Annotated in this window: 20 protein-coding genes; 4 read left to right on the top strand and 16 right to left on the bottom strand. The window is 60.4% G+C overall.

The window, feature by feature from the left end; translation table 11 throughout:
- The first annotated feature begins 290 nt into the window (after positions 1-290).
- A complete protein-coding gene (locus tag ACFQ00_RS11675) occupies positions 291-1,205 on the top strand; it encodes a LysR family transcriptional regulator (RefSeq protein WP_381490728.1) in 915 nt (304 codons plus the stop codon).
- Here the strand turns inward: ACFQ00_RS11675 and ACFQ00_RS11670 are convergent.
- The 6 genes from ACFQ00_RS11670 to ACFQ00_RS11645 form a co-directional block, all read right to left on the bottom strand.
- A complete protein-coding gene (locus ACFQ00_RS11670; protein ID WP_381490725.1) occupies positions 1,186-2,019 on the bottom strand; it encodes an SDR family NAD(P)-dependent oxidoreductase in 834 nt (277 codons plus the stop codon). The two genes, ACFQ00_RS11675 and ACFQ00_RS11670, sit on opposite strands and share 20 nt — an antisense overlap.
- 14 nt (positions 2,020-2,033) lie before the next feature.
- Positions 2,034-2,801, bottom strand: coding sequence for a hypothetical protein (locus ACFQ00_RS11665; RefSeq protein ID WP_381490722.1), 768 nt, complete (start codon positions 2,799-2,801; stop codon positions 2,034-2,036).
- 303 nt (positions 2,802-3,104) lie between these two features.
- Complete coding sequence (locus ACFQ00_RS11660; protein ID WP_381490719.1) at positions 3,105-3,914, bottom strand: SDR family oxidoreductase; 810 nt, start codon at positions 3,912-3,914, stop codon at positions 3,105-3,107.
- Positions 3,911-4,339: a MaoC/PaaZ C-terminal domain-containing protein gene (locus ACFQ00_RS11655; RefSeq protein ID WP_381490716.1), complete on the bottom strand. Its 429-nt coding sequence runs from the start codon at positions 4,337-4,339 to the stop codon at positions 3,911-3,913. The genes ACFQ00_RS11660 and ACFQ00_RS11655 overlap by 4 nt, the downstream gene beginning before the upstream one ends.
- 20 nt (positions 4,340-4,359) lie before the next feature.
- Positions 4,360-4,797: a MaoC family dehydratase N-terminal domain-containing protein gene (locus tag ACFQ00_RS11650; protein WP_381490713.1), complete on the bottom strand. Its 438-nt coding sequence runs from the start codon at positions 4,795-4,797 to the stop codon at positions 4,360-4,362.
- Between the two features lie 336 nt (positions 4,798-5,133).
- Positions 5,134-6,567 carry an MFS transporter gene (locus ACFQ00_RS11645; protein ID WP_381490710.1) on the bottom strand — a complete coding sequence of 478 codons (1,434 nt, stop codon included), beginning with the start codon at positions 6,565-6,567 and terminating at the stop codon, positions 5,134-5,136.
- A gap of 425 nt (positions 6,568-6,992) precedes the next feature.
- Here ACFQ00_RS11645 and ACFQ00_RS11640 point away from each other — a divergent pair, with 425 nt between their 5' ends.
- Entirely contained in the window at positions 6,993-7,832 is an 840-nt protein-coding gene (locus ACFQ00_RS11640; protein ID WP_381490707.1) for an SDR family NAD(P)-dependent oxidoreductase, read from the top strand.
- 30 nt (positions 7,833-7,862) lie between these two features.
- Here ACFQ00_RS11640 and ACFQ00_RS11635 read toward each other — a convergent pair.
- The 5 genes from ACFQ00_RS11635 to ACFQ00_RS11615 form a co-directional block, all read right to left on the bottom strand.
- Positions 7,863-9,055 (bottom strand): IS3 family transposase gene (locus ACFQ00_RS11635; RefSeq protein WP_381490704.1). Its coding sequence is split into 2 segments (ribosomal slippage): positions 7,863-8,791 and positions 8,791-9,055, totalling 1,194 coding nucleotides; the frame shifts between segments, so codons are not numbered across the junction.
- Complete coding sequence (locus ACFQ00_RS11630) at positions 9,000-9,701, bottom strand: TonB-dependent receptor (RefSeq protein ID WP_381490701.1); 702 nt, start codon at positions 9,699-9,701, stop codon at positions 9,000-9,002. The genes ACFQ00_RS11635 and ACFQ00_RS11630 overlap by 56 nt, the downstream gene beginning before the upstream one ends.
- 101 nt (positions 9,702-9,802) lie before the next feature.
- Positions 9,803-11,143, bottom strand: coding sequence for an MFS transporter (locus ACFQ00_RS11625; protein ID WP_381490698.1), 1,341 nt, complete (start codon positions 11,141-11,143; stop codon positions 9,803-9,805).
- Positions 11,144-11,177: 34 nt separating this feature from the next.
- Positions 11,178-12,908 (bottom strand): hydantoinase B/oxoprolinase family protein, encoded by a 1,731-nt coding sequence (locus ACFQ00_RS11620; protein WP_381490696.1) that lies wholly within the window; start codon positions 12,906-12,908, stop codon positions 11,178-11,180.
- 20 nt (positions 12,909-12,928) lie between these two features.
- Complete coding sequence (locus ACFQ00_RS11615) at positions 12,929-14,968, bottom strand: hydantoinase/oxoprolinase family protein (protein ID WP_381490693.1); 2,040 nt, start codon at positions 14,966-14,968, stop codon at positions 12,929-12,931.
- A 280-nt stretch (positions 14,969-15,248) separates the two neighbouring features.
- Here ACFQ00_RS11615 and ACFQ00_RS11610 point away from each other — a divergent pair, with 280 nt between their 5' ends.
- Positions 15,249-16,184: a LysR family transcriptional regulator gene (locus ACFQ00_RS11610; protein WP_381490690.1), complete on the top strand. Its 936-nt coding sequence runs from the start codon at positions 15,249-15,251 to the stop codon at positions 16,182-16,184.
- A 14-nt stretch (positions 16,185-16,198) separates the two neighbouring features.
- Here the strand turns inward: ACFQ00_RS11610 and ACFQ00_RS11605 are convergent, their stop codons facing one another.
- On the bottom strand, positions 16,199-16,753 hold the full coding sequence (locus tag ACFQ00_RS11605; RefSeq protein ID WP_381490687.1) for a cupin domain-containing protein: 555 nt from the start codon (positions 16,751-16,753) through the stop codon (positions 16,199-16,201).
- A gap of 144 nt (positions 16,754-16,897) precedes the next feature.
- Here ACFQ00_RS11605 and ACFQ00_RS11600 point away from each other — a divergent pair, with 144 nt between their 5' ends.
- Positions 16,898-18,211, top strand: a complete 1,314-nt coding sequence (locus ACFQ00_RS11600) for an aspartate aminotransferase family protein (protein WP_381490684.1) — start codon at positions 16,898-16,900, stop codon at positions 18,209-18,211.
- 12 nt (positions 18,212-18,223) lie between these two features.
- Here ACFQ00_RS11600 and ACFQ00_RS11595 read toward each other — a convergent pair whose 3' ends face one another.
- Genes ACFQ00_RS11595 through ACFQ00_RS11580 form a run of 4 tightly spaced genes read right to left on the bottom strand, consistent with a single transcriptional unit; the run spans position 18,224 to position 22,272 of the window.
- Positions 18,224-18,718, bottom strand: a complete 495-nt coding sequence (locus ACFQ00_RS11595; RefSeq protein WP_381490681.1) for a hypothetical protein — start codon at positions 18,716-18,718, stop codon at positions 18,224-18,226.
- A 42-nt stretch (positions 18,719-18,760) separates the two neighbouring features.
- On the bottom strand, positions 18,761-19,429 hold the full coding sequence (locus ACFQ00_RS11590; RefSeq protein WP_381490678.1) for a Fe2+-dependent dioxygenase: 669 nt from the start codon (positions 19,427-19,429) through the stop codon (positions 18,761-18,763).
- A 34-nt stretch (positions 19,430-19,463) separates the two neighbouring features.
- Positions 19,464-20,132 (bottom strand): hypothetical protein, encoded by a 669-nt coding sequence (locus ACFQ00_RS11585; RefSeq protein WP_381490675.1) that lies wholly within the window; start codon positions 20,130-20,132, stop codon positions 19,464-19,466.
- 22 nt (positions 20,133-20,154) lie between these two features.
- Positions 20,155-22,272: a TonB-dependent siderophore receptor gene (locus ACFQ00_RS11580; RefSeq protein ID WP_381490672.1), complete on the bottom strand. Its 2,118-nt coding sequence runs from the start codon at positions 22,270-22,272 to the stop codon at positions 20,155-20,157.
- Between the last annotated feature and the right edge of the window lie 5 nt (positions 22,273-22,277).

The following is a 22,277-nucleotide window of genomic DNA, read 5'->3' as shown; positions in this document are numbered from 1 at the left end:
GGCGGCGATCTCTCTACGACTAATCAATTGAGCCCCTAGGCTATGGCCTGCCCGGACATGGAACCACATCGAAATTCGTGATCGAAGCCATGCCCCAAGCCGGGTTGATTGGCCGAATCCCGAAATCTCCATGCCAAATGCCGAAAAGTCGCTGCATTTGGATATGCTGAGTGTTTTTTGCCCTGGTGAATTCTTGCCCCCCAGCAGCAACCATCGACCTATAAGGTAAGAAACATGATTTTCTTTTATACCGGATCGGTTATCGTGACGAGAAAAGGAGGGGGACGTCTGTGAACATCCGAAGCTTGCGCTATTTCCTCAAAGTCGCCGAGTACGGCAACGTAACGCGTGCTGCCGCCGAATTGCATCTCACCCAGCCCGCACTTACGCGCCATATCGCCTTGCTGGAAGACGAGCTGCAGGCGAAGCTTCTGATGCGCCATGGACGCGGTGTCCAGCTGACCGAAGCGGGACGTCTCGTTACCGAGCGGGCAGCAATTCTGATCGCCCAGATCGAAGATCTTGCGGATGAGCTGGCAGCGCGCGAAACACAGCCGCAAGGCTCATTGTCGGTCGGCTTGCCATATGCATGGTCACAAATGGCCGTGGAGGTGCTTGCCCGTTTTCGCGAGTTACATCCTGATGTCCGCATTAGATGCATCATCGACTCCAGCGAAACCCTCGAGGGAATGCTCAAATCACGATATATCGACGCTGCGGTCCTTACTTTGTTGGAGGATGACGCTGAGATCGAGACACGTGTTCTGGCCAACGACAACCGTTTCCTTTTTGGGCCGATGGACTCCGATCTGCGCGATATTGACCATGTGCCGATGACTGAGCTTGCATACAGGCCGATCATCCGTCAGCACAATGCCACCGTGAGCCTCAAGCGCATGCACCAGAGGCTGTCCCGTCACGGTCTCACGGTGAACACTGTCATCGAGACGAGTTCTTCGATGCTACTTGATCTGGTCGAAGCCGGCCTTGGATATGTCGTGATGCCCGGATGTGCACTGACCCTGCGCGGCCACAATGTTAAAGCCACCCGCATCGAAGGACTGACAACGGTCTGGACCTTCGGCCGATTGAAGACGCGTCCGAGGACGGCCGCGATCGACGTGTTTGACACGCTCTTGCGCGAGACCATGAAGCCGAAAGTCGCATCCGGCGAGTGGCCGGCGGTCACTCTAATGGATGTTTAACCACTGAAGCGGCAGCACCGGCACGCGACATGGCAAGTTCCAAATGGGCGCCGCTGTCCATGATGAGGGTCTCTCCCGTCACCAGATTGGCGCCTTCTGCCAGCAGAAATATGACGCCATCGGCGACTTCCTCGGCCGTTCCAGAGTGCCTGAGCGGCAGAACATCGATCATACGCCGTAAAAGAGCCTGATATTCCGCCGGCGGAAGCCGGTTCTCGTACCAGCGAGTCGCGATGAAACCCGGGCAGACGACATTCACTCTGATTGTCGGTGCCAGGGCACGCGCCATCGTTTTCGTGAGATTGATCAGTGCACCTTTTGATGAGGAATAAGCAGTCGAAGATCCGCCGCCAAACAGGCCCGCGATTGAGGCGATATTGACGACAGATCCCCTCCCCGCCGCTTTCATGGCAGGCGTCACTGCTCGAATCATCTGATAAGCACCGACTAGATTGGTGCGATAGATCGAGAGGAAGTCATCTGCCGAAAGCGCGTCTAGATCGGAATGCGCGGCAAATTTGGTAGTGCCGGCATTGTTGACCAGCATGTCGATCGATCCGCCGAGCTCTTGCGCAATGTGCGCGAGTGCCCGGCAATCTCGGTCCTCACCCACATCGCCCTTGGCAGCGACCGCTTTGACGCCAAGCCGCTGGCAGCGCTCGGCAGCCTCTTCTGCTTCCATGGCACTCGATCGATAATTGATGATCACATTGGCGCCTCGCGCCGCAAGTTTCAACGATACGGCTTCACCAATCCCGGTGCCGCCGCCAGTAACAATCGCGGTCTTGCCCTGCAAATCCATCAATTCCACCATGATATTGCTGTGATTCAGAATGCGTAAGAGGTCTCGACCCTACCGAAACCTTCGAACTCTGCGACGATCTCGACACCTTTCTCGGCAGTGAGGAGTCCCGTCGGAGAGAGCGTCGCCAGGACCTGATTTTTTTTGACACCTTGCAAAGACCGAAGCAGATTGACACCAACGTAGATGAGGATGAACGGATCCTTTACCGGATGCCCCCCCGTCTCATCGGAAACGACCTTGCCGCCGAAGGTCGTGACGATCCGCATCCTCAGGAAGTCGAGAGCACGCCAGTTCGGATTGGCCTGGCCGACGACAAAGCCTCCGCTCAGCGTATTGTCGGCATAAATCTGCGGGTCCTTCTGTCCAAGCAGGCTTGTAAAGTCGCCGCTGAAGCGCGTTGCTAGAAACTCGAAGGCCGGCACGGCCACAAACGCGCTTGCAACCTCCTCATAGCTATAGGGTTCGTCGCGGGGCGGCAGATCGCGCTCGGCCCGAAAGAGGATTTCGGGCTCGATGAGATGAAGATTCGCAACCTCTGGCGTAATTGCTGCGCCGCTGGGCAAGATGTTGAAGATCGGCGCGAACAGGTTCGGCTGCGTCGCCTTGAAGGGGAAATAGCACTTATAGCCCTGTACGGGACGGCCCAGGCTGCCAGCCAGCTCGTTGAGGATTTGCTGTGCGTCGGCGATGGATTGCGGACGGCAGGATTCCGGTAACCTCTCCAGCGAGAGCTCGCCACGATAGAGAGAAGCAATGAGATTTGCGGCCTCGACAGCCTGACTATTTTCCATACAGACACCTAATTAGCTGCGCTGAATCCGAAAGATTTATGAGCACGTTTCCATCGAGAACCCTTCGAGAATCTCGAGAACAATACTTGCTGTTGCGAACTTGAGTTTAGTTACGGTCTGGCGACCCTATCCGGCGCCGCATCGCTCGACATCAGCGCTTTTTTTTATCAATGTCATAGCCACTTGCGGCTCTCCTTCGTTCAGATTTGAGGTCGCGTGAAAGCCGAACCAGTTCCTGGTTCTCCTTCAACCGCCTGCTGGCCTTATGCCCTGCCGTTCTGCACTGTCTTCGACAGCGATACTTCACTCACCAATTGTCATGGCCGGCTTGCCGAGCGTAGAGCCGCCATCAATGACGAGCTGTGCTCCGGTGACGTGGCGGGATTCTTCAGAAGCAAAATAGAGAACGCCATATGCCACGTCCGATGCCTCGCCCAGGCGTCCGAGCGGGACGAGGTCCTCCAACTTCTGGCGTGCCTTTTCGGCGGGGATTTCCATATCCTGCTCGATCTTGTCGAAAAGTCCCTGCAAGATCGGTGTTGCGGTGTAGCCGGGGTGGACGGAGTTGCACCGGATGCGTAGCGGCGCGCCGAACTGTGCGACCGACCGCGTGAACTGAGCGACTCCTGCTTTGGAGAACCCATAAGCTGCATTCATTGCAGTCGGCGTCGCCGAAGCTATGGACGACATGTTAATGATCGACCCGCCGCCCGATGTGCGCATTGCGGCGATCCCATATTTGCACCCGAGAAACGTTCCCTCGCCATTCACGCGCTGCATCTGTCGCCAATCGTCTAGAAGCCCGACATCCGGGGTCGATGGATGCGGCGCATTGCCGATGCCCGCATTGTTCACGAGAATGTCGAGCCGCCCTTCCCGCTCGAGGACGTCATCAGTAAGCGCCCGCCATCCTTCCTCATCGGCCACATCATGACGAACGAACCGTGCTGCGGGCCCAAGAGTTTGCGCATACACCTGCCCTTGGGCAGACACATCCGCGAGGATGACACGCGCACCCTGTTGCGCGAAAAGTTCAGAGATCGCCGCTCCTATGCCGGACGCCGCGCCCGTGACGATGGCCACCTTGTTCTGAAGTCGCCCCGCCGCGCTCACGCAAATTTCCTTTTCGATATTTGTCGTTTCGACACGATTGCTTCGCCTCGCACGACCTCGCCCACGCCCTCGACCTCGGCCCACAAAGCGACCCGAAGACAGATTTCCCCGGCGAACTCGACCTCTCCGCGGACTTCCGTGAAACATGTGGCTGAAGACAAAACGGGCGTGATAGACATGAATCGTACATTCCAACGCCGAATGCCGGACGGTCCCGCCCAATCACTGAGTTGTCTACCCAATTGCGCCATGACAAGCATTCCCGGCACAATGACGTCATCGAAGCCTTTTTCTTTGGCAACATCGATATCGATATGGATAGGATTGTGGTCACCCGAGCCACCAGCGAATAGCGCGAGCTGTGCCCGGCTGAAGGCGCCAGCGGATAAAGGTACCGGCGACTTCGGCAGAGTATCTTCAGACATAAAGCCTTTCTGGACCCGCGTCATGGATTTTGAATGACGCCAACCATCCGCGATCGGACGCAGAGTTCGTTTCGCTGGTTGGTGGCTTCGGTGTCGATGACGACGAACGAAAGTTTGCCGCCCTTCTTTTCATACCGGTCCACGACGTTGCGCCGTAGCAAGAGCACGTCCTGGGCATAAACAGGTTCAAAATATTCGAAAGTCTGCTCGCCGTGGAGCAGCCGGGCGCGATCGATGCCGAGGCATTCTGACAAGCTTTCGGAATCGAAGGCCAGGAGAGCCAACGAATAGGAGAAGGTAGGCGGCGCCAACGGGGCCGGCAGACCGGCGGCCTCGGCCGCCGCCGCCTCGAAATAGATTGGATTTGTTTCGCCGATCGCCTTGGCAAAAAGCTTCAACTGACCGAGTTCAACGCGGATTTTGCGCTGGGCATGACCCAGTGACCCCAATTCTTCCATGGCGATCCTCTCTGGAGAGGAAACCTATCAATGCGCGCGACGAAAAACAGGCACGAAACCCTTATGCCGTCGATAAGCTCATGCTGGTTGATGACGGTGCCTTGGCGCAACACTTCGCCCGATGCGCAATCCAAAACTTCAGACATTTTTAGGCTGTGCGGAGCAAGCGTGGCGAAATGGGCTCAGGAGCCTCGTCGCTACGTACACCAGCGCCACGACGGCAATGATGCCGGGTATTTGGGTCCGCCCCTCAACGTAATTTCGGCTCCGGGGAGCTTCTTGTGAATAGCTGGCCCAGGCTCGACCGGCAGGCCCGGAATTTGCGTGCGAAAGACTTCACGCGTTCGCAGGCCTGACCTCGGCCTGGTCGCCATAGTCCTCGCCGGACACCTGCGTCTCTACGCGACGACGCAAGCCGACCATAGCGACGATACACAGGACCAACGACGCCACGCCGCTAAATCCCCCCATCAGGGCCATTGCTCGCGCGTAAGTTCCAGGCCCCTCCGGCATGAAGCTGGCGATCCAGGGGAGCAACACCGGGCCCACGCCAACTCCTAGAAGCGCAATCACGAGATAGTAAGCGGCGATCGATGAACCGCGCATGCGATTTGGCAAGAGCAGACCGACCGCGATCGGCGGAATGGATGTGATGCCGATTGACGAAAATATCGCGACACCCAAAAAGACGAGTAGTTGCGCCGAGTTAGCAGCCAGAGGCAGCATAGCATAGACAAGCGTCGCTGCCGTGATGGCAATCGCACAGACAAGGACGAATGCTACACCTCGTTGCAGCCGTCTGAACAGGGCACCGGCGAGCGCGCCAAGGATAATTTGGCCGGTAGGCGCCGTGACGAGTTGAGTCAGCCCGAGCGTCAAACCGGCTTCAGCGATGCTATAGCCATAATCGCGCTGCAGGATGGTCGGCACCCACGCGGCGATCGATGCAGGCGCGAGCTGTGAAAAGGCCATCGCAAGAAAAAACGCCCCCATGCCCCACCATCGGCCTGTAACCAGGGACAGCAACTCCCGCACCCCAGAAGCCTTGTCATTCGCATCGACCCCGGTTCTTTTCGGCTCGCGTATCACGAATATCATAAGCATCGCGAGCAGAAGGCCGGGTACGCCGACCGCGATGAACGTCAAGCGCCAGGGTTCAGCCCAGCTCGGCATCATTCCCGATGCAATCAATGCGGTCATTGCAGCAACCACCGCGCCCCCGACGATGAACGAGCCGCCAGCACCTATCATGCCGGATGCGAAGAAAACAGAAATCGGAAGGGCTCTTGTCTTTGGAGAAAATAAATCCGAAATGATCGACGTGGCGGCAGGAGACAAGGTTGCCTCGCCGATTGCTACTCCGATCCTGCAAATGAACAACCATTGCAGCGCAGTTGCAAATCCCGCTAAAACCGTCAGCAAGCTCCAGACGGTCAAGCCACAGACCACGAGCCATTTCCGATTGCCTCTATCAACTACAAAGCCAATGGGAATACCAGCAAGAGCATAGACGACACCGAATGTCGCACCAAAAAGCAGCCCAATCTGAATGTCGCTGGCCTGGAAAGTGGCCTTAACCGGTTCGACCAGAAGCCCAAGGATCAAGCGATCAACATAGGACATGAAAAAGCAGATCGAAAGGGTCGCGGTCACGCCCCATCGGCCGAACGTCAGCTTACGTTGAGTCATTTTGATCGAACCAATCGACTGATAGGTCTGGAACGTGGCGCGGCCCACGAATTGAAGGGTGTGGACCGACTTACCCGCCAAGGAGCCATCAGTTCACACCGACCAAGAAGATCTTGCGGAAACCTTGCTTTTCCTGATCATTGTTGTGTCCACCCCTCACTCCGCAGAGAAACCTACCAGTCTCTCAGGCGAAAAACACGCATGAAAATCTTATGTGGCCGATAAGCGCAGCCGGGTTTTCAAACGGATAAGAGCGATTTTGACGCGGTGAGCGTCCCGTTGCCCGCTCGGCCGGTGACACGGTGAAACCTGCATAGCGATGCGTATCAATGCCATAATGATTTCGCTGTATTAGAAGCGGCGGAACCGCCCTAGGGTTGCTCTGCTCGGCGTCAGATACCCGCTGAAAGCGATGACGGACAATGCACCACCGCGAGTTTGATCGCAGAGCGCGACGGCAATGTGTGAGCAAAATTGTCAAGAAGGTTTAGCTCGGGGAGATAAAGATGAGTTTTGAGGGAAGTGTAGCCATTGTTACGGGTGCAGGCGGAGAGGGCGGGATCGGCGAGGCGATCGCGCTCAAGCTCGCGCGTAGTGGCGCATCGGTCGCCGTGGTGGATATTTGCCATGACGATCCGGAGGCACCGAGACGGAAGCTCGCTTCCTGGGACGAACTGCAAGCCGTGGCCGAGCGGGTGAACGCGGCTGGTGGAACCGGCCTGGCGATTAAGGCCGATCTTACAGACGAGGACGCGGTAGCCGATATGATTCGCCAGGTGGAGACACAGTTTGGCGCACTCAACCTCCTGTTCAACAATGCTGCTGGCGGGCGAAGCGCGGGTCCGATCAATCACACGCCCGTCACGCAACTCTCCCGCAGCGACTGGGATTTTACACTTGCGGCGAGCCTTACCTCGGTGTTCCTGTGCTGCAAATGGGCAGCGCCGTTGATCGCCCGGAGCGGTGGCGGGGCAATCGTGAATACGAACACCATGTCTGCCCATTATGGTGTGCGGGGAATGTCTGCGTATCTGTCGGCTAAATATGCCTTGGTGGAGTTCACCAAGATTCTGGCTCTTGAGCTGGCACCCGACAACATCCGGGTGAACGCCTTCTCGCCGGGCATGACGCTCACCCCGTCGCTGCGCTTCAGGTACGAGGAGATCGCGGCCGAAAAACCGGAACATAGCGCCGAGGAACATATGAAACTGCGCACAGTCGATATCCCGCTCGGGCGCATGGCAGATCCCGAGGAGATGGCATCGGTCGCCTGCTTCCTCGCCAGCAAGGAAGCGAGCTACATGATCGGTCAGACCCTGGAAGTCGACGGTGGAAGACGCGTATAGAACTCTGGAGTTGAACATTGACCTGCCCCATTAGGCGGGTCCACCGGATAAGAGAGAGTTCCGGCGGTCGTGGTCGCCGTGGTGGGCTGACCGGAGCGAAGCGTAGGGCAGACCAGCAGGGCGAGGCAAGATGGCTTGCGGGGCCGGAGGCAGATAGCCGATCGAGCTGTGCGGCCTGATGGTATTATAGTGTTCGCGCCAACGGCTGACCAAGATCTGGGCCTCCCTGAGCGTATAGAAGATCTCCCCGTTGAGGAGTTCATCGCGCAGCTTGCCGTTAAAGCTTTCGCAGTAGCCATTTTCCCAAGGCGATCCGGGTTCGATGTAGAGCGTCTTCACGCCGATCCTGCCCAGCCACTCCCGCACGGCATTGGCGGTAAACTCAGCGCCATTATCGGACCGGATATGGGCCGGAGGGCCATATTTTACGAACAGATCGGTGAGTACCGCCAGCACATCATCGCTTTTGAGCTGGCGCTGCACATGGATCGCCAGGCACTCCCGGCTATGTTCATCTATTACCGTCAGCATGCGGAACGCTTTGCCATCATGGGTTCGATCCGCGACGAAGTCGTAACTCCAGACATGGCCACGATAACGCGGCCGCAGTCGTACGCATGAGCCATCGTTCAACCACAGACGGCCGCGCTTCGGCTGCCTCTTTGGTAATCTCAGCCCCTCGCGACGCCAGATGCGTTCGACCCGCTTGGCGTTCACCGTCCAACCCTCCTGCCGTAGCAAGGCTGTGATCCGACGATAGCCATATCGACCGTAACGCGATGCCAGGCGGACTATATCCGCCGTCAGGCGCTTTTCATCGGATCGTGGTCGTGCAACACGGCGCTGGGTCGAACGGTGCTGGCCGACGGCCCGGCATGCACGACGCTCGGACACACCGAGCGCCGCACACGCATGGGCTACGCCAGCACGGCGTCGCGAGGGGCTCAGTACTTTCCCTCAATGACCTCCTTCAGGATCAGCGCATCCAGCGTCAGGTTGGACACCGCCTTGCGCAACCGCGCATTCTCCTTCTCCAGCGACTTCAGACGAGCCGCCTGCGTCACCTTCAACCCGCCATATTCACGCCGCCAGCGATAATAGCTCTGCTCCGAGATACCCAGGCCACGACATATCGACCCCGTCTTCTCACCTCCGGAAAGCCGCACCTCAGCCTCCCGCAACATCCCAATAATCTGCTCTGCCGTGTAATTCTTCCGTGCCATTCCTCGCTCCTTCCAAGCGCAAAATAGCCGAAACTCTCACTCTCAAAGCAGACCAGTTTTCAGGGGGAAGGCCACTCGCCTGCGTGCGCATTGCATCGTAGTTGCCGTAGCTCGCGTAGACGGTGCCCTCGACGGTATCCGTCGGCTCCTTGGTGACGATATTGATCACGCCGCCGATCGTGTTCTTGCCGAAAAGCGTCCCCTGCGGCCCGCGCAGTACCTCGATCTGTGAAATCTCCGCGAGATCTGCATTATAGCCTGAGGTGCGCGGAATGTAGACGCCGTCGAGATACATGCCGACACCCGCCTCAATACCGATGTTACGGGAATCACCCCCAACGCCGCGGATCGTGAGCTGCGCTGACAGGCTGCCACGTTCGGTGAACTGCACGCCCGGCATCAGGTGCGCTATGTCGCGAAAGCTGTTCACACCGGCGGTTTCGAGTGCCGCGCTATCAAACGCCGTCACCGACAGCGGAATATCCTGAAGGCTTTCAGCACGCCGTCGCGCCGTGACGACAATCTCGCCGCTCGTGACAACATCGTCACCAGCCGGAACGGGCTCCGCAGCGAATGCGGTAGCGATTGGCGCCAACATGATCATCACACCAAGAGAACTTGCTGATTTCAGAATGGATTTGGTCATTTTCTTACCCCCCTCGACGGTTCGAGTTTTTTGGACATGTTCCATCAATCGGTATTCTCTACCGTTTTAATTGAAAAACTGTTTTTACCGATCGTAAGTGATCACGATTTCTTATAGGCAGGCATCAGCACGGACCTTCCGCCGAGCCCGAACCAGGTCGCCCGCGCGAGCAGCGCCATGACGGCTGTCGATGCGAACATGGCGGGTCCGACAACAAGACTCATCGCGCTGCGCAAATCGCCAGCATCGGTCGCCATTCCCGTGGAAAGCGCACCAACAAGCGTGGGGCCGAGACCAAGGCCGATGACGTTGATCACCAGCACGTAGAGCCCGGACACTTGGGCCCGCGCATCCTGAGGCGTCGCGAGCTGCAGGAACGCCGGAACCACACCCATCGGCATCGACACCGCGAAGTGCAACCCGGCCGCGACCAGCAGCAGTCCATACGGACCCTGCGGCACGGAAAGCAGCAAGGCGAAGGGCAGGCCGATAAGCGCGGCAAGTGCAGCCACGCGCACGTGAGCATTCGCAGCACCGCGGCGCACGATAACGTCCGCCAGCCAGCCTCCGGCAAGGAGCCCAACGGGGCTCGCGAGCAGAACGGTGAAGCCGTAGCGCGCGCCGACCTCATCGGTGGACCAGCCGAACTCGCGGCCGAGAACGGCGGGCATCCACGAGACAAGCGCGTAGCTTGTCATGATGACCCCAGACATGCCCAGGAAAAGCGGCACATAAAGCGCGGCGCGAGCTTTCACGGCCGCGACCATACCGAGCTTCTGTTCGCCCCGCACACCGGCTTCTCCCGCCTCTCCCGGAACACGTTCCGGTTCCTTGATGAGCGCGATGAGCGCCACGAAGAGTGCACCGGGCGCAGCGATGGCAACGAAGGTTTGCTGCCACGGGCGAAGATCGGCAACGAAAGGTAGACCCGCACCTCCACCATCCGAGAAGTAACGATAGACATAACCAGTGATGACGAGCGCCAGACCCGCCCCGATGACACCGCCAACCTGAAACAGGCTGATCGCGCGCCCAAGCTGCTCTTTCGGGAACCGATCGTGGACGATCGAGTAGCTTGCGGGCGCCAGCGCCGCTTCCCCTGCACCCACACCGATCCGCGCGAGCAGGAGCTGCACGAAATTAGAGGAGAGGCCGCAAGCTGCAGTGGCGGCGGACCAAAGCGCAACGCCGAGCATGATGGTGCCCTTGCGCGTCCAACGATCGGCGAGCCATCCGAGCGGGAGCCCCATGACAGCGAAAAACAGGCCGAACGCGATGCCCTGCAGCAACCCGATTTCGGCATCGCTGATCCCGAGATCGGCACGAATAGGATCGACGAGCAACGACAGGGCGATGCGATCGACAAAGGACAGGATAAGCGCCGCCATCAACAGCAGCACCACCAGCCAATCTCTGATCCGTCCCTTTTGCACGCCCGTCATTCCCTCCCGTGCCATCCCTTTCGGGGTGACGTTATCAAAGCAGCATTTGCTCCGCCTGAGCCGCCTTTGCCTCACCATAGGCTTCCCGCACTGCGGATGGAGACACCCGCCCTGCGCGCAGGTCCGCCGCGATTGCCGCGACATCACGCGTCTCGGCCGGCCCAAAGCCGCCGCCGCCGGGCGTCTCGACGCGCACCGATTGCCCTGGCGCAAGCACGAGACGCGGCTGGTTCGCGGGGATTTCCTGCTCCGCAGCCGTGCCCCTGTCGCGAATGATGTGCGCCACAGCGCCCTTCCCGCCGCCGAACACGCCGTCGGCGGGAATGATCGTACCTTCGCTGGAGGCGTAGCAGAACGTCTCGTCGTCGAGTGCGCGAATCTGCCGGGCAATGCCCATACCACCGCGCCACTCGCCTGCGCCACCACTGTCGGTGATCAGGCTGTATTCGTCGACCACCAACGGGTACTCGTTTTCCAGCGCCTCGGCCGGCAGGTTCGAGGAATTCGTGATGTGGACGTGTGTACCGTCGGCGCCGTCGTGCCCGAAGCGCGCACCTGCACCGCCACCGATCGTCTCGACATAGACATAGGTGCCCGCGCGTCTGCGACTGCGCCCGGAAAAGACCATCGCCGGCATGGCGTCGTTGCTCGACGCCATCACCCGCTCACGCGGCAGGAAGTGGGAGAACGCGCCGATGATGGACGCGGAAACCCTCTGCGCGGTGTTGGAGCGCATACCGACCGCTGCCGGGAAGGTGGGGTTGGTGATCGTACCCTCGGGCAGCTTGATGCTGATGGCATCGAACATACCCTCGTTCGCCATCAGCTCCGGGTCCAGCATTGTCTTCACGACATAGTAGACGCTCGCGCGCATGGCGCTTTCAGGCATATTGTAGCTGCCGCGGCACTGCGGGCCGGAACCCGCGAAATCGACCGTGAGGTTATCGCCGTCCACGATCAGCGTCGCCTTGATCGCCACCGGATCTCCGCCGAACCCATCGTCGTCGAGATAGGCTGTATGGCTTCCCGTACCATCCTTCAGCGCGGCAACGCGGTTGCGCAGCCGACGGGCCGTGTAGGAGAGAATATCTTCGATCGACTGCTGCACGGCATCGATGCCGAGCTGGCGGACAAGCTCCAGCATCAACTGCGCGCCGCGGTCGTTCGCCGCGATCTGCACCTTGAGGTCGGCGATACGATCTGCTGGTTCGCGGCTGTTTTCCGCCAGCAGCGTCATCATCCCCATGTCGAGTTCGCCTTCGCGGACGATGCGGACGAGCGGGATGCGGATACCTTCCTCGAACACCGTTCGCGCAGTGGGCGATATGGAGCCCGGGTAGGTGCCGCCGACATCGGAATGGTGGCCGATGTTCGCTGCGAAGAAGCGGCAGACGCCGCCCCAGAAGATCGGCGTGACGATGGTGATATCCGGCGCATGGGTGCCGCCGGCGAGGTAGGAGTCGTTGCAGATGAAGGCGTCGCCCTCACGCACGTTCTCGATGCCATACTTGCCCAGCACGGTCTCGACACCCCCTGAAAGCGAGCCGAGGTGCATCGGGATATGCGCCGCCTGCGCGATCAGCCGCCCCTTGCGGTCGAACATCGCCACGGAGCAATCCTTCCGCTCCTTGATGTTCGGCGAGAATGATGCGCGTACGAGGCGGTTGCCCATGTCCTCGGTGATCGAAAGCAGGCGGTTCGAGAAGACCTCCATCGCGATCGGGTCGAAAAGCTGGCCGTCGGCCTTTGTGATCTGAGCGTCCATGTTTGCCACTTTCGCGCCTCCTACTCGAACACCGACACGATGAGATTCCCGACCGGATCGACCGTGACGGTCTGCCCTGGCCGCACGATGAGCGTGGAGCTCATTTCCTCGATGATCGCAGGCCCCGCGAAGGTCCGGCCGATGGGAAGCTGTCCCCGGCGGTAGATCGAGGTTTCGATCCAACCCTGCTCGCCGAAGTATACCGGCCTGCGCCCCTTCACCGCATCCACACCCGGCACCGGGATCGGCGGTGCGATGGGGACGCGCGACACGCGCCCGATCGCCTGCACGCGACAGTTCACGATCTCGACCGGCCGGTCGGAGACGTCGTAGCCGTACTCCTGCACATGCTGGCGGCGGAAACGGGCGATCAAGTCCTCAAGACCATCAGCGTCCACACCGTCCAGCGGCACGGAAACCTCGAAGTTCTGGCCATCATAGCGGGCATCCACCATGATCCGCAGCACCGTGTCGGCTTCGGGAACGCCTTCGCGGCTAAGCCATGCGGCGGCTTCGGCCTCCATCTCCGCAAGCACCTCGCACGCCCGCGACCATGCCGCCGGCGTGGCGATGCTGAGTTCGCTGCGCACGAAATCCATGTTGATGTCGGAGAGCAGGATGCCGCGCGCGCACAGCGTTCCCGGCTCCTGCGGCACGAGCACGGTGCGGATGCCGCAATCCTGCGCCAGATCGCAGGCGTGAAGCGGCCCCGCCCCGCCATAGGCGAAGAGCGCGAAATCGCGCACGTCGTGTCCACGCTCGGTGGAGACCGAGCGGATTGCCCGGCTCATGTTCGCGTTCGCGATGCGAAGGATCCCGTATGCTGCCTCCTCGACCGAAAGGCCGAGCGGCTGGGCGATCTGTTCCTCGATCGCCTTGCGCGCTGCCGCTGCGTCCACAGGCAGGCGGCCTTCCAGAAGCGCGACCGGATCGAGCCGCCCGAGCACGATGTTGGCGTCCGTGATCGTCGGCTCCGTGCCGCCGCGCCCGTAAGCGACCGGCCCCGGCGCCGCCCCGGCACTGCGCGGCCCGACTTTGAGCGCGCCCGCATCGTCGATCGCCGCGATGCTGCCGCCACCGGCCCCGATCACATGGATGTCGATCATCGGCGTCTTCACCGGATAGTCGGCGACCAGTCGGTCAGAAGCGAACAGCGGCTTGCCGCCGACGATGACCGAAACGTCCGTCGACGTGCCGCCAACGTCGAAAGTAACGAGATTGGGGAAGTTCGCGACCTGACCGATCTCCGCGGCGCCGATCACGCCCGCGGCCGGACCCGAAACGCAGGTGCGCACCGGAATCTCGCGCACCGTCGGCACCGACATCAGGCCGCCGTTCGAATGCACCGTGTTGAGCTCGCCCGTGATGCCGAGATCGGAAACGCGGCCGAGCAGGCGCTCGAGGTACGTCCCCATGCGCGGGCCCATGTAGGCATTGAGCACGGTGGTCGACATACGCTCGAACTCCCGGAACTCGGGGAGAACACTCGACGAGAGGCTGACGTAGGCGTTGGGCAGGATGGCGCGGACGATCTCGGCAGCGCGGCGCTCATGCTCGGGTCGACGATAGCTGTGCAGGAAGCAGATGACGACCGCGCCCACGCCCGCCTCACCGAGCTTCCGGGCGGCTTCCGCGACCTGCTCCTCGTTCAGCGGCACTTCCACCGTACCGTCGGACAGGACGCGCTCGTCGACCTCCAGCCGCAGTTCGCGGGTGACGAGCGGTGTCGGGCGGCTGATCGAATAGTCGTAAAGATGCGGCCGCGTCTGCCGCCCGATCTCCAGCGTATCGCGGAAACCGCGGGTCGTGATGAGGCCGGTCAGCGCACCCTTGCGCTCGATCACCATATTCGTCGCCACGGTCGTGCCATGGCCGAGATGGCGGATTCGCGCGGGATCGATGCTGTGAACGTCGATAAGTGCCGCGAGGCCCGTTTCGATCGCTTCGGACGGATCATGCGGCGTGGAGGGCACCTTGAAATAGTGAACCGACCCGCCGTCCTCATCCAGCATGGTGAAATCGGTAAAGGTTCCGCCGACATCGAACCCGATACGATACATTCAAAATCCCTCTTCCAGACGACCAGACCCGAGAACGGGTACCCATCGTTTCATCTTCGGGGTAACGCAGCGGCGGCGCGGGCGGCCAACGCGATTTTCCGATGAAATCCGATCAGCAATTGCAATAGGCGCAGAAAACCGGGGCTTTCGGACCACGCCAGCAACGCCTGATCGAAATCCATCGGAAGAAACGATGACGGGCCTGTGCTGCTCCGGCTGGATGTTCGCGGGCAGGCGGCTACCATGCGTGCGAAGACATTGTACCGAACGGAATGCCCGCATGAACACGCGCTTTCTTGAAACCTTCCTTTGGCTGGCACGGCTGAAGAGCTTCAGCCGGACAGCCGAAAAGCTCCATGCGAGCCAGCCTGCCGTTTCGGGACGGATCGTCGCGCTCGAGGAACTGCTCGGCGTCACGCTCTACGAGCGCCATGTCAAAGGCTTCGAGCTGACGCCGGCGGGTCGGCGTATCCTCGATCGCTGCGAGCAGATCGTGCAGCTTTCAAGAGAGCTGAAATCGGTGGCGTCGGAAGACAATGTCCTCGGACGCCCACTGCGGATCGGTGCGTCCGACGCGATCAGTCTCAGCTGGATGCCCGATCTGGTCTCCATGCTGACGACGACGTTCGCTGATTACCAGTTCGACATGATCACCGACAGCGCGCCCAATCTCAGCCGTATGCTGATGAACGACGAGATCGACATTGCGCTCATTGCAAACGGCATCGACGAGCCCCGCATCGTCAACGCCCCGCTTTGCAACTATCGCATCGAATGGCTCGCAAACCCGCGCAAGTTCAAGATCGACAAGCCCATGAACATCGAGCAGCTTTGCGAGCTGCCCATCATCATGCCGCCGCCCTCGACCCCCGGGTACATGTGGCAGGTGGAGTATCTGAAGCGCCACAATCCGAACTATTCGCCCGACGATCCGAAGACGATGCGCATCTCCTGCGGTTACTCGCCCGGCACCGGAATCCAGATGGTCGCGCTCGGCTTCGGCGTGATGCCGGTCCCCGTGCTGCTCGCCCGGCCGTGGATCGCGGCGGGCGACCTTGCCGTTATCAAGGTGAAGGAGAATTTCCCGCCCTGGGCGATGTACGCGTCCTACAAGACGCCGCCCACGATCCCGATCATCACCAGCCTCGTCGAAACGGCGCAGGCTGTCGCGAAAGCCTATGCGGATCGCCGGGGCGGGGAAGATTTCTGGCCCTGAGAGATACGCTCAGTTCAGAACGTCGGCGGCGTGCAGGCGCTGACGACACGCGCAGGCTCGGCACTTACGCAGCGAAAACGATGCGGTATCCGGCTCTCGAAGCTGTAAGCGTCGCCCGGGCCGAGGACGCGCCTCTCGTTACCGACTATCACTTCGATCTGGCCTGAAATGACAATTCCGGCTTCCTCGCCGTCATGGCTCAGCAGGATGCGGCCTGTATCCGAGCCTGGCTTGTAGCGTTCGTCCAGCATCTGCAGCTTGCGCCCCGTCATCGATCGCCCCACCTGGCGGTACGAGACATTCCCTTTGCCGATTTCGATCAGGTCGCTTGCCGCGTGGAACGTCGCGTCGTCCGGTTCCCGCTCCAACGCGAAAAACTCCGACAGGCCGACCGGGATCGCATCGAGAATGCGCTTCAGCGCACCGAGCGACGGATTGGCGCGATCCGCCTCGATGAGTGAGATCGTGGAGTTCGTGATACCCGCGCGTTTCGCAAGGACACGCTGCGAGAGGCCCGCCGCATGTCGCACATGACGCAGTCGCCACCCAACGCCTATATCTTCCGACACCGCGCTCCCTCCCTGCGTTCACGTTGTTGAACCCTACTCAACACCTCGCCTTCAATGCGCCGAAACGCGCGTAGAGCAAAGCACAAAGAAAACGCCTTGTTTTAACCCGCCCGGAGTGTTGGAGTGCTTGAGAAAGGACAACACATGCCGACCAATACCGCCGCCCTCGATAATTTCTGGATGCCGTTCACCGCCAACCGGCAGTTCAAGGCTGCGCCGCGCCTGCTCGCGGAAGCAGAGGGCATGTATTATCGCAGCGACGATGGCAGGCGTATTCTGGACGGCACTGCAGGCCTCTGGTGCGTCAATGCGGGTCATGGCCGACGCGAAATCGCCGAGGCCGTGGGCGAACAGCTCCGCACGCTCGACTATGCGCCCACTTTCCAGATGGGACACCCCATCGCGTTCCGCTTTGCCGAGCGGCTCGGCGAGATCGCACCTGCGGGACTCGACCGCATCTTCTTCACCAATTCCGGCTCGGAATCGGTCGATACGGCCCTGAAAATCGCCGTCGCTTACCAGCGCGCGATCGGGCAAGGCACGCGCACGCGCTTCATCGGCCGGGAACGGGGCTACCATGGTGTCGGCTTCGGCGGCATTTCCGTCGGCGGTCTCGTAAACAATCGGCGCGTCTTCCCGACGCTGACCGGCGTCGATCACCTGCGCCACACTCACGACCCGGCGCGCAACGCCTTTTCGCCGGACCTGCCGGAACATGGCGCCGATCTTGCCGACGACCTCGAGCGGCTTGTCGGCCTGCACGGTGCGGAAACGATCGCGGCGGTGATCGTCGAACCCATGGCGGGCTCCACCGGCGTTTTGCTGCCGCCGAAGGGCTATCTGGAGCGGCTTCGCGAGATCGCGACGCGCCACGGCATCCTGCTGATATTCGACGAAGTGATCACGGGTTTCGGCCGGCTCGGCACGCCGTTCGCAACGGAGAAATTCGGTGTTCGGCCCGACATCGTGACGACCGCCAAGGCCATCACCAACGGCGCGGTGCCGATGGGCGCGGTCTTCTGCTCGCGGGATGTTCACGATGCCCTGATGCAAGGCCCAGAGTCCGCCATCGAGCTGTTCCACGGTTACACCTATTCGGGCCACCCGGTCGCCTGCGCGGCGGGCATGGCGACACTCGACATCTATGCGCGGGAAGGCCTTCTCACACGCGCGGCAGAGCTCGAAGCGTACTGGAAGGAGGCTGTTTTCAGCCTGCGCGATCTGCCGGCGATCACGGACATTCGCGCGATCGGTCTCGTCGCCGGTATCGAACTCGCATCGCGCGAAGGTGCGCCGGGCAGCCGTGCCTACGACGTATTCACGGATTGCTTCCAGCGCGGGTTGCTCATCCGCGTGACCGGCGACATCATTGCCTTGTCTCCGCCCCTCATCGTCGAGAAAGCGGAAATCGATACGATGGTCGAGATGCTTCGGGAAACGATCACGGCGGCGGCGTAAAGGTCGCCGCCCTTACTTGAAGGGCGGCGTTTCGAACAGGACCTGCGCGTTCACGTAATCGACCTGTTCGGCGACGTGGCACGCCTGACAAGATGAGTTGGCAAGCTCATATGCGGCAACGGCCTTCACAGGATCGCTGCTTTCGACGCCTGTACGCACTTCGTCCCACGTCGCATCAAGAAACACCTGCCGCGCATTTTCTGCTCGACCCGGACGCTTTTCGATGCCGTTTTCTATGGTGACACGGATCTTTCGCCACTGATAGGCGGCGAGGTCATAGTTACCCCGGCCGAGTGCTTCCTTGAACGAACGGTAGCGTTCGCCGACCTCAAGCATAGGCTGGTCGAACCCGCGCATCTGCTTCTGCAAAAGGCGTGCACGATCATCCGGATCGGGAACCGAGAGCAGCCAATCGTTCGGAGAGAATTGAGGTGTGTCGTCGCCCGGAGCAGCAGCGATGATCGCGACAGCGGCCACGGCCAACCCGACGGCCATTTGGATTTTCATGGAACGGCTTCCTTGATGGATACGCCGCCATGCGCGAGCGTATCAGGTTTCTGCGAACAACCTCAAGAGGTTGGACCGTGATTTCGCGATGAGGTCAAAAGCCTCGCCTTTGCCCGTCGTTTCCAGAAGCTGCCGCTCCGCAATACTGAGGTCGAGCAGCATTTCCCGAACGCGCGGGTCCCGTACCAGGCTCTGTATCCAGCCGACCACGACAAGGCGCTCACCCCGCGTCACCGTGTTTACCCGATGTATCGTCGTCGCCGGATAGAGCACCATTGCACCGGCGGGGAGTTTCAGGACCTGGTCGCCTTGCGCGTCCGACACGACCAACTCACCACCATCGTAACTGTCTTCATCATTGATGAAGACCGTGAAGGCGAGATCGGTGCGGATCGGCGGATCCCCCATCACCGCATTATCCGCGTGGGGGCCGTAGCCCATGCCCGGTCCTGCACGACTGATCAGCAGTCGGGACATGAGACGGGGCAGTGCAGAAGCTGCAACAACCTCGTTTTGACTGACCGCCTCTGCAACAATAGCCGTGATTTCAGCATAGGCCGGATCGGTGCCCGGAAGCTGGTCCACCTTTTTGACAGTGCTTGCCGCACCCCCGGCAGTTCCACGGCCATCCATGAAACCACCACGTGCCGCAAGGGCGCGGATGCTTTCAAGCTTCGAACCGTCAAGGACATCGCCAATACAGATGATCATACGATGCCCCCGACGATCCTTTATTCGTCACACCTTAGTGAAGATGTGGCTGGAATGCAGCAAGCTCCTTGCCGGGAACGAGATCCTTGCCGCTTCCGTACATGCGCTTTCCATCGCCAATGATGACATACTTGCCCATGAAGCCCAAGTAGTAGCAGCCTCGGCCATCCGCGGCCTTGCCCGAATAGGCAGGCATACAGACAGTTCCATTCTTGATCTCATACGAGCCGACAACCGGATTTACGGTAGCGGTGTAGCAAATACCGTGCTCGATTTCATAGTTGCCACCGAGTGCCGTCGGGCATTCCTTCATGTCCGCCTTCGCCCAGTCCCGCTTCCAGCCCTCGACCTTGCCGTCGGCACCGAAATAAAGCGCCACGGCCTGATCCTTGCGAACCGTGTTGCCCACGAGCGATGCCTTCAGTTGCTTGTCGGTCAGCGCGTTGATGACGAACTGCTTCCCGCCCGAGGAAAAGCCGATACCACCTTCGCCGTTTTCGCCTGCGAGAACCTTCTTGAGTGCCGTAGCGAACGGATAATCAGGCTTGTGCGTCGCACCGAAATAATTCTCGGCAGCAACAGCCGCCGGAGTGCCGGCCTCGCCGCCTTCACCCGCCTCGCCAGCCTCACCCGACTGAGCGGCCGCCGTACCCGCACTGAGCGCGACCACACCAAGACCGCACCAGATTTTTCTCATAAGCATAACAACTGTCCCCTACCCTGAGTTAGAATGATGTTTCGATGGAGAACCGCACCGAAGGCGGTAGACCGGGCGCGAGCAGGCTCGAGCTGGCCGATGCCCAGTATTTCTTGCCGGTCACGTTATCCGCATAGACGCGGAACGTGGTTTCCTTGCCGATCAGCGTTTCGGTCGTATAGCTCGCGCCGACGTCGAAGGTCGTGTAGCCGGGAACCTGATAGGCATTGGCCGCATTGCCGTAGCGCTTACCGACGCGGAACACGCCCGCGGACACCGCCAGCCCCTCGACGACCGGGAGATCATATTCGAGGAACAGTGAGCCCGAGAACTTCGGGGCGTTCTCGATATCGTTGCCGATGTTGGTGCTGCCGCTGATCTGCTCGGTATCGAGCACGAGCGCCGACGCGTAAACTGACAGGCTCGGTACGATTTCGCCGGTCAGGCTGAACTCGGCACCTTTGTAGCGGGCAAGGCCATCGAGAACGAACCTGTTGTCGGCGTTCGTGAACGATGAGCCGCGCTCGATCTCGAAATAGGCGGCCGTCGCCATCAAGCGACCGAACTCCGCCTTGATACCGAACTCTTTCTGCTCGCTGACCGCGGCCGGAAGCGATTCACCGGCATTGATCGTGCCGGCGGGCGCGACGCGGGAATTTTCCAGACCTTCGATATAGGTGCCGTATACACTGATCCACGACACGGGCTTCACGAGGAGGCCCGCAGACCATGATGTCGGCTTGGTCTCGTAGGTGACGCGGCTCGTTTCCACGCCCGCTGCCGAGAAGTTACGCGTGTCATCCTTGAAATCGGTGTAGCGCATACCGACCGTCAAATAGACGAAATCGTTATAGGACACACGGTCGAACGCATAGAGACCGACATCCTCGATCTTGGACGTGTTCAGAAGCGCTCGCGCCGGCATCGGCGTTTCCGGCACAACGACCGGATCGAAATAGTTCTGCGCGAACGCGACCGTCGGCACGCGCGGATTGATGGCATCGCGACGGTTGCTGCTTGCGCCGGCTATGATCTCGTGACGCAGCGGTCCTGTATCGAACGTACCCGCGATCTCGCCGCGGAAATACACATTCTCATAGCTGTTGTCGTTGGCGAGCTCGACCGTCAGCGTACCGGGCCCGAGCGTGGGATTGGCAAGCGTGGGGTTCGTGAACCGGAAATCCGAGAAGCGACGATCACGCTTCAGGTTCGAAACGCCGGCATTGAGGGTGAGCGCCCAGGCTGGCGAAATCTTGTATTCCGCACGTGCCAGCAGGTTGTACTCACGCGCCGGCGACTTGAACCACTGCGATCCGACATTCCGCTTCATCGAAATGATCGGCGGCAGGGTCAACACGCCGCTTTGCGTATAAGGGCGAAGTGTCGTCGGTTCGGTGAGTGTCTTGTAGATATACTCGCCGTCGAGCTGAAGGCTGAAGGAATCGCTCGGCTCCCAGTCGATAGCTGCGGAGGTAAACCAGCGGTGTCCTTCGGTGCGCGCCACGCCGGTTTCGAGGTTCGCAGCAAGAGCGTTGACGCGAACGCCGAAGTCGCCGAACCGGCGGCCAATATCGACATGACCGCCGGCCTGCCCGTGAATATTGCCGAAGGCGCGCAAGGACGTGACAGGATCAGCCGTCGCGCGCTTCGAGACAAGATTGACGATGCCCGAGGGCGTGCTGAAACCATAGTAGAGCGCCGATGCGCCCTTCAGGGCTTCCACGCGCATCTTGTTTTCCAGCGGCAGGTCGATGAGGTTCACGATCGGCAGGCTGCCGTTCAAGCGCCAGTTGCCGCGGTTCTCCACCGGAATGCCGCGAACAGAAAGGTTGCTGTAGACGCTGGCATTGATGGACGCGGTCGTCACGCCCGGCGTGTTGCGCAGCGCATCGAGGACCGAAGTGGCGAGCTGGGCTTCCAGCAGTTTTTCGGGGATGACGCTGACGGTCAGCGGCGTATCCATCTGATGACCGTTGCGGAACGTGCCAGCCTGCAGGAAATCAGCGCCGAAGCTATCGGACCTGTCGGCCGTCACCACGATTTCTTCAAGCTGCGGCGATCCCGCGTCCTGCGCGAACGCAGCACTCGCGCCAAACGATAGCGACAGGGCCGTCGCAGATATCAGAACCGTTTTACGATTGATCACAGTTG

The organism is Sphingosinicella xenopeptidilytica, from assembly GCF_042676985.1.
In the GTDB taxonomy this organism is placed as follows: domain Bacteria; phylum Pseudomonadota; class Alphaproteobacteria; order Sphingomonadales; family Sphingomonadaceae; genus Sphingosinicella; species Sphingosinicella xenopeptidilytica.
The sequence above is the reverse complement of the archived record's forward strand: the minus strand, read 5'-3'. Positions and strand labels throughout refer to the sequence as shown.

Excerpts from the sequence above, each read along its gene's own strand:
- ACFQ00_RS11600 (WP_381490684.1), top strand. The coding sequence starts at position 16,898 with ATGCCGACCAATACCGCCGCCCTCGATAATTTCTGGATGCCGTTCACC.
- ACFQ00_RS11655 (WP_381490716.1), bottom strand. The coding sequence starts at position 4,339 with ATGTCTGAAGATACTCTGCCGAAGTCGCCGGTACCTTTATCCGCTGGC.
- ACFQ00_RS11665 (WP_381490722.1), bottom strand. The coding sequence starts at position 2,801 with ATGGAAAATAGTCAGGCTGTCGAGGCCGCAAATCTCATTGCTTCTCTC.
- ACFQ00_RS11650 (WP_381490713.1), bottom strand. The coding sequence starts at position 4,797 with ATGGAAGAATTGGGGTCACTGGGTCATGCCCAGCGCAAAATCCGCGTT.
- ACFQ00_RS11630 (WP_381490701.1), bottom strand. The coding sequence starts at position 9,701 with ATGACCAAATCCATTCTGAAATCAGCAAGTTCTCTTGGTGTGATGATC.
- ACFQ00_RS11620 (WP_381490696.1), bottom strand. The coding sequence starts at position 12,908 with ATGGACGCTCAGATCACAAAGGCCGACGGCCAGCTTTTCGACCCGATC.
- ACFQ00_RS11640 (WP_381490707.1), top strand. The coding sequence starts at position 6,993 with ATGAGTTTTGAGGGAAGTGTAGCCATTGTTACGGGTGCAGGCGGAGAG.
- ACFQ00_RS11595 (WP_381490681.1), bottom strand. The coding sequence starts at position 18,718 with ATGAAAATCCAAATGGCCGTCGGGTTGGCCGTGGCCGCTGTCGCGATC.
- ACFQ00_RS11625 (WP_381490698.1), bottom strand. The coding sequence starts at position 11,143 with ATGACGGGCGTGCAAAAGGGACGGATCAGAGATTGGCTGGTGGTGCTG.
- ACFQ00_RS11610 (WP_381490690.1), top strand. The coding sequence starts at position 15,249 with ATGAACACGCGCTTTCTTGAAACCTTCCTTTGGCTGGCACGGCTGAAG.
- ACFQ00_RS11670 (WP_381490725.1), bottom strand. The coding sequence starts at position 2,019 with ATGGTGGAATTGATGGATTTGCAGGGCAAGACCGCGATTGTTACTGGC.
- ACFQ00_RS11615 (WP_381490693.1), bottom strand. The coding sequence starts at position 14,968 with ATGTATCGTATCGGGTTCGATGTCGGCGGAACCTTTACCGATTTCACC.
- ACFQ00_RS11585 (WP_381490675.1), bottom strand. The coding sequence starts at position 20,132 with ATGCTTATGAGAAAAATCTGGTGCGGTCTTGGTGTGGTCGCGCTCAGT.
- ACFQ00_RS11590 (WP_381490678.1), bottom strand. The coding sequence starts at position 19,429 with ATGATCATCTGTATTGGCGATGTCCTTGACGGTTCGAAGCTTGAAAGC.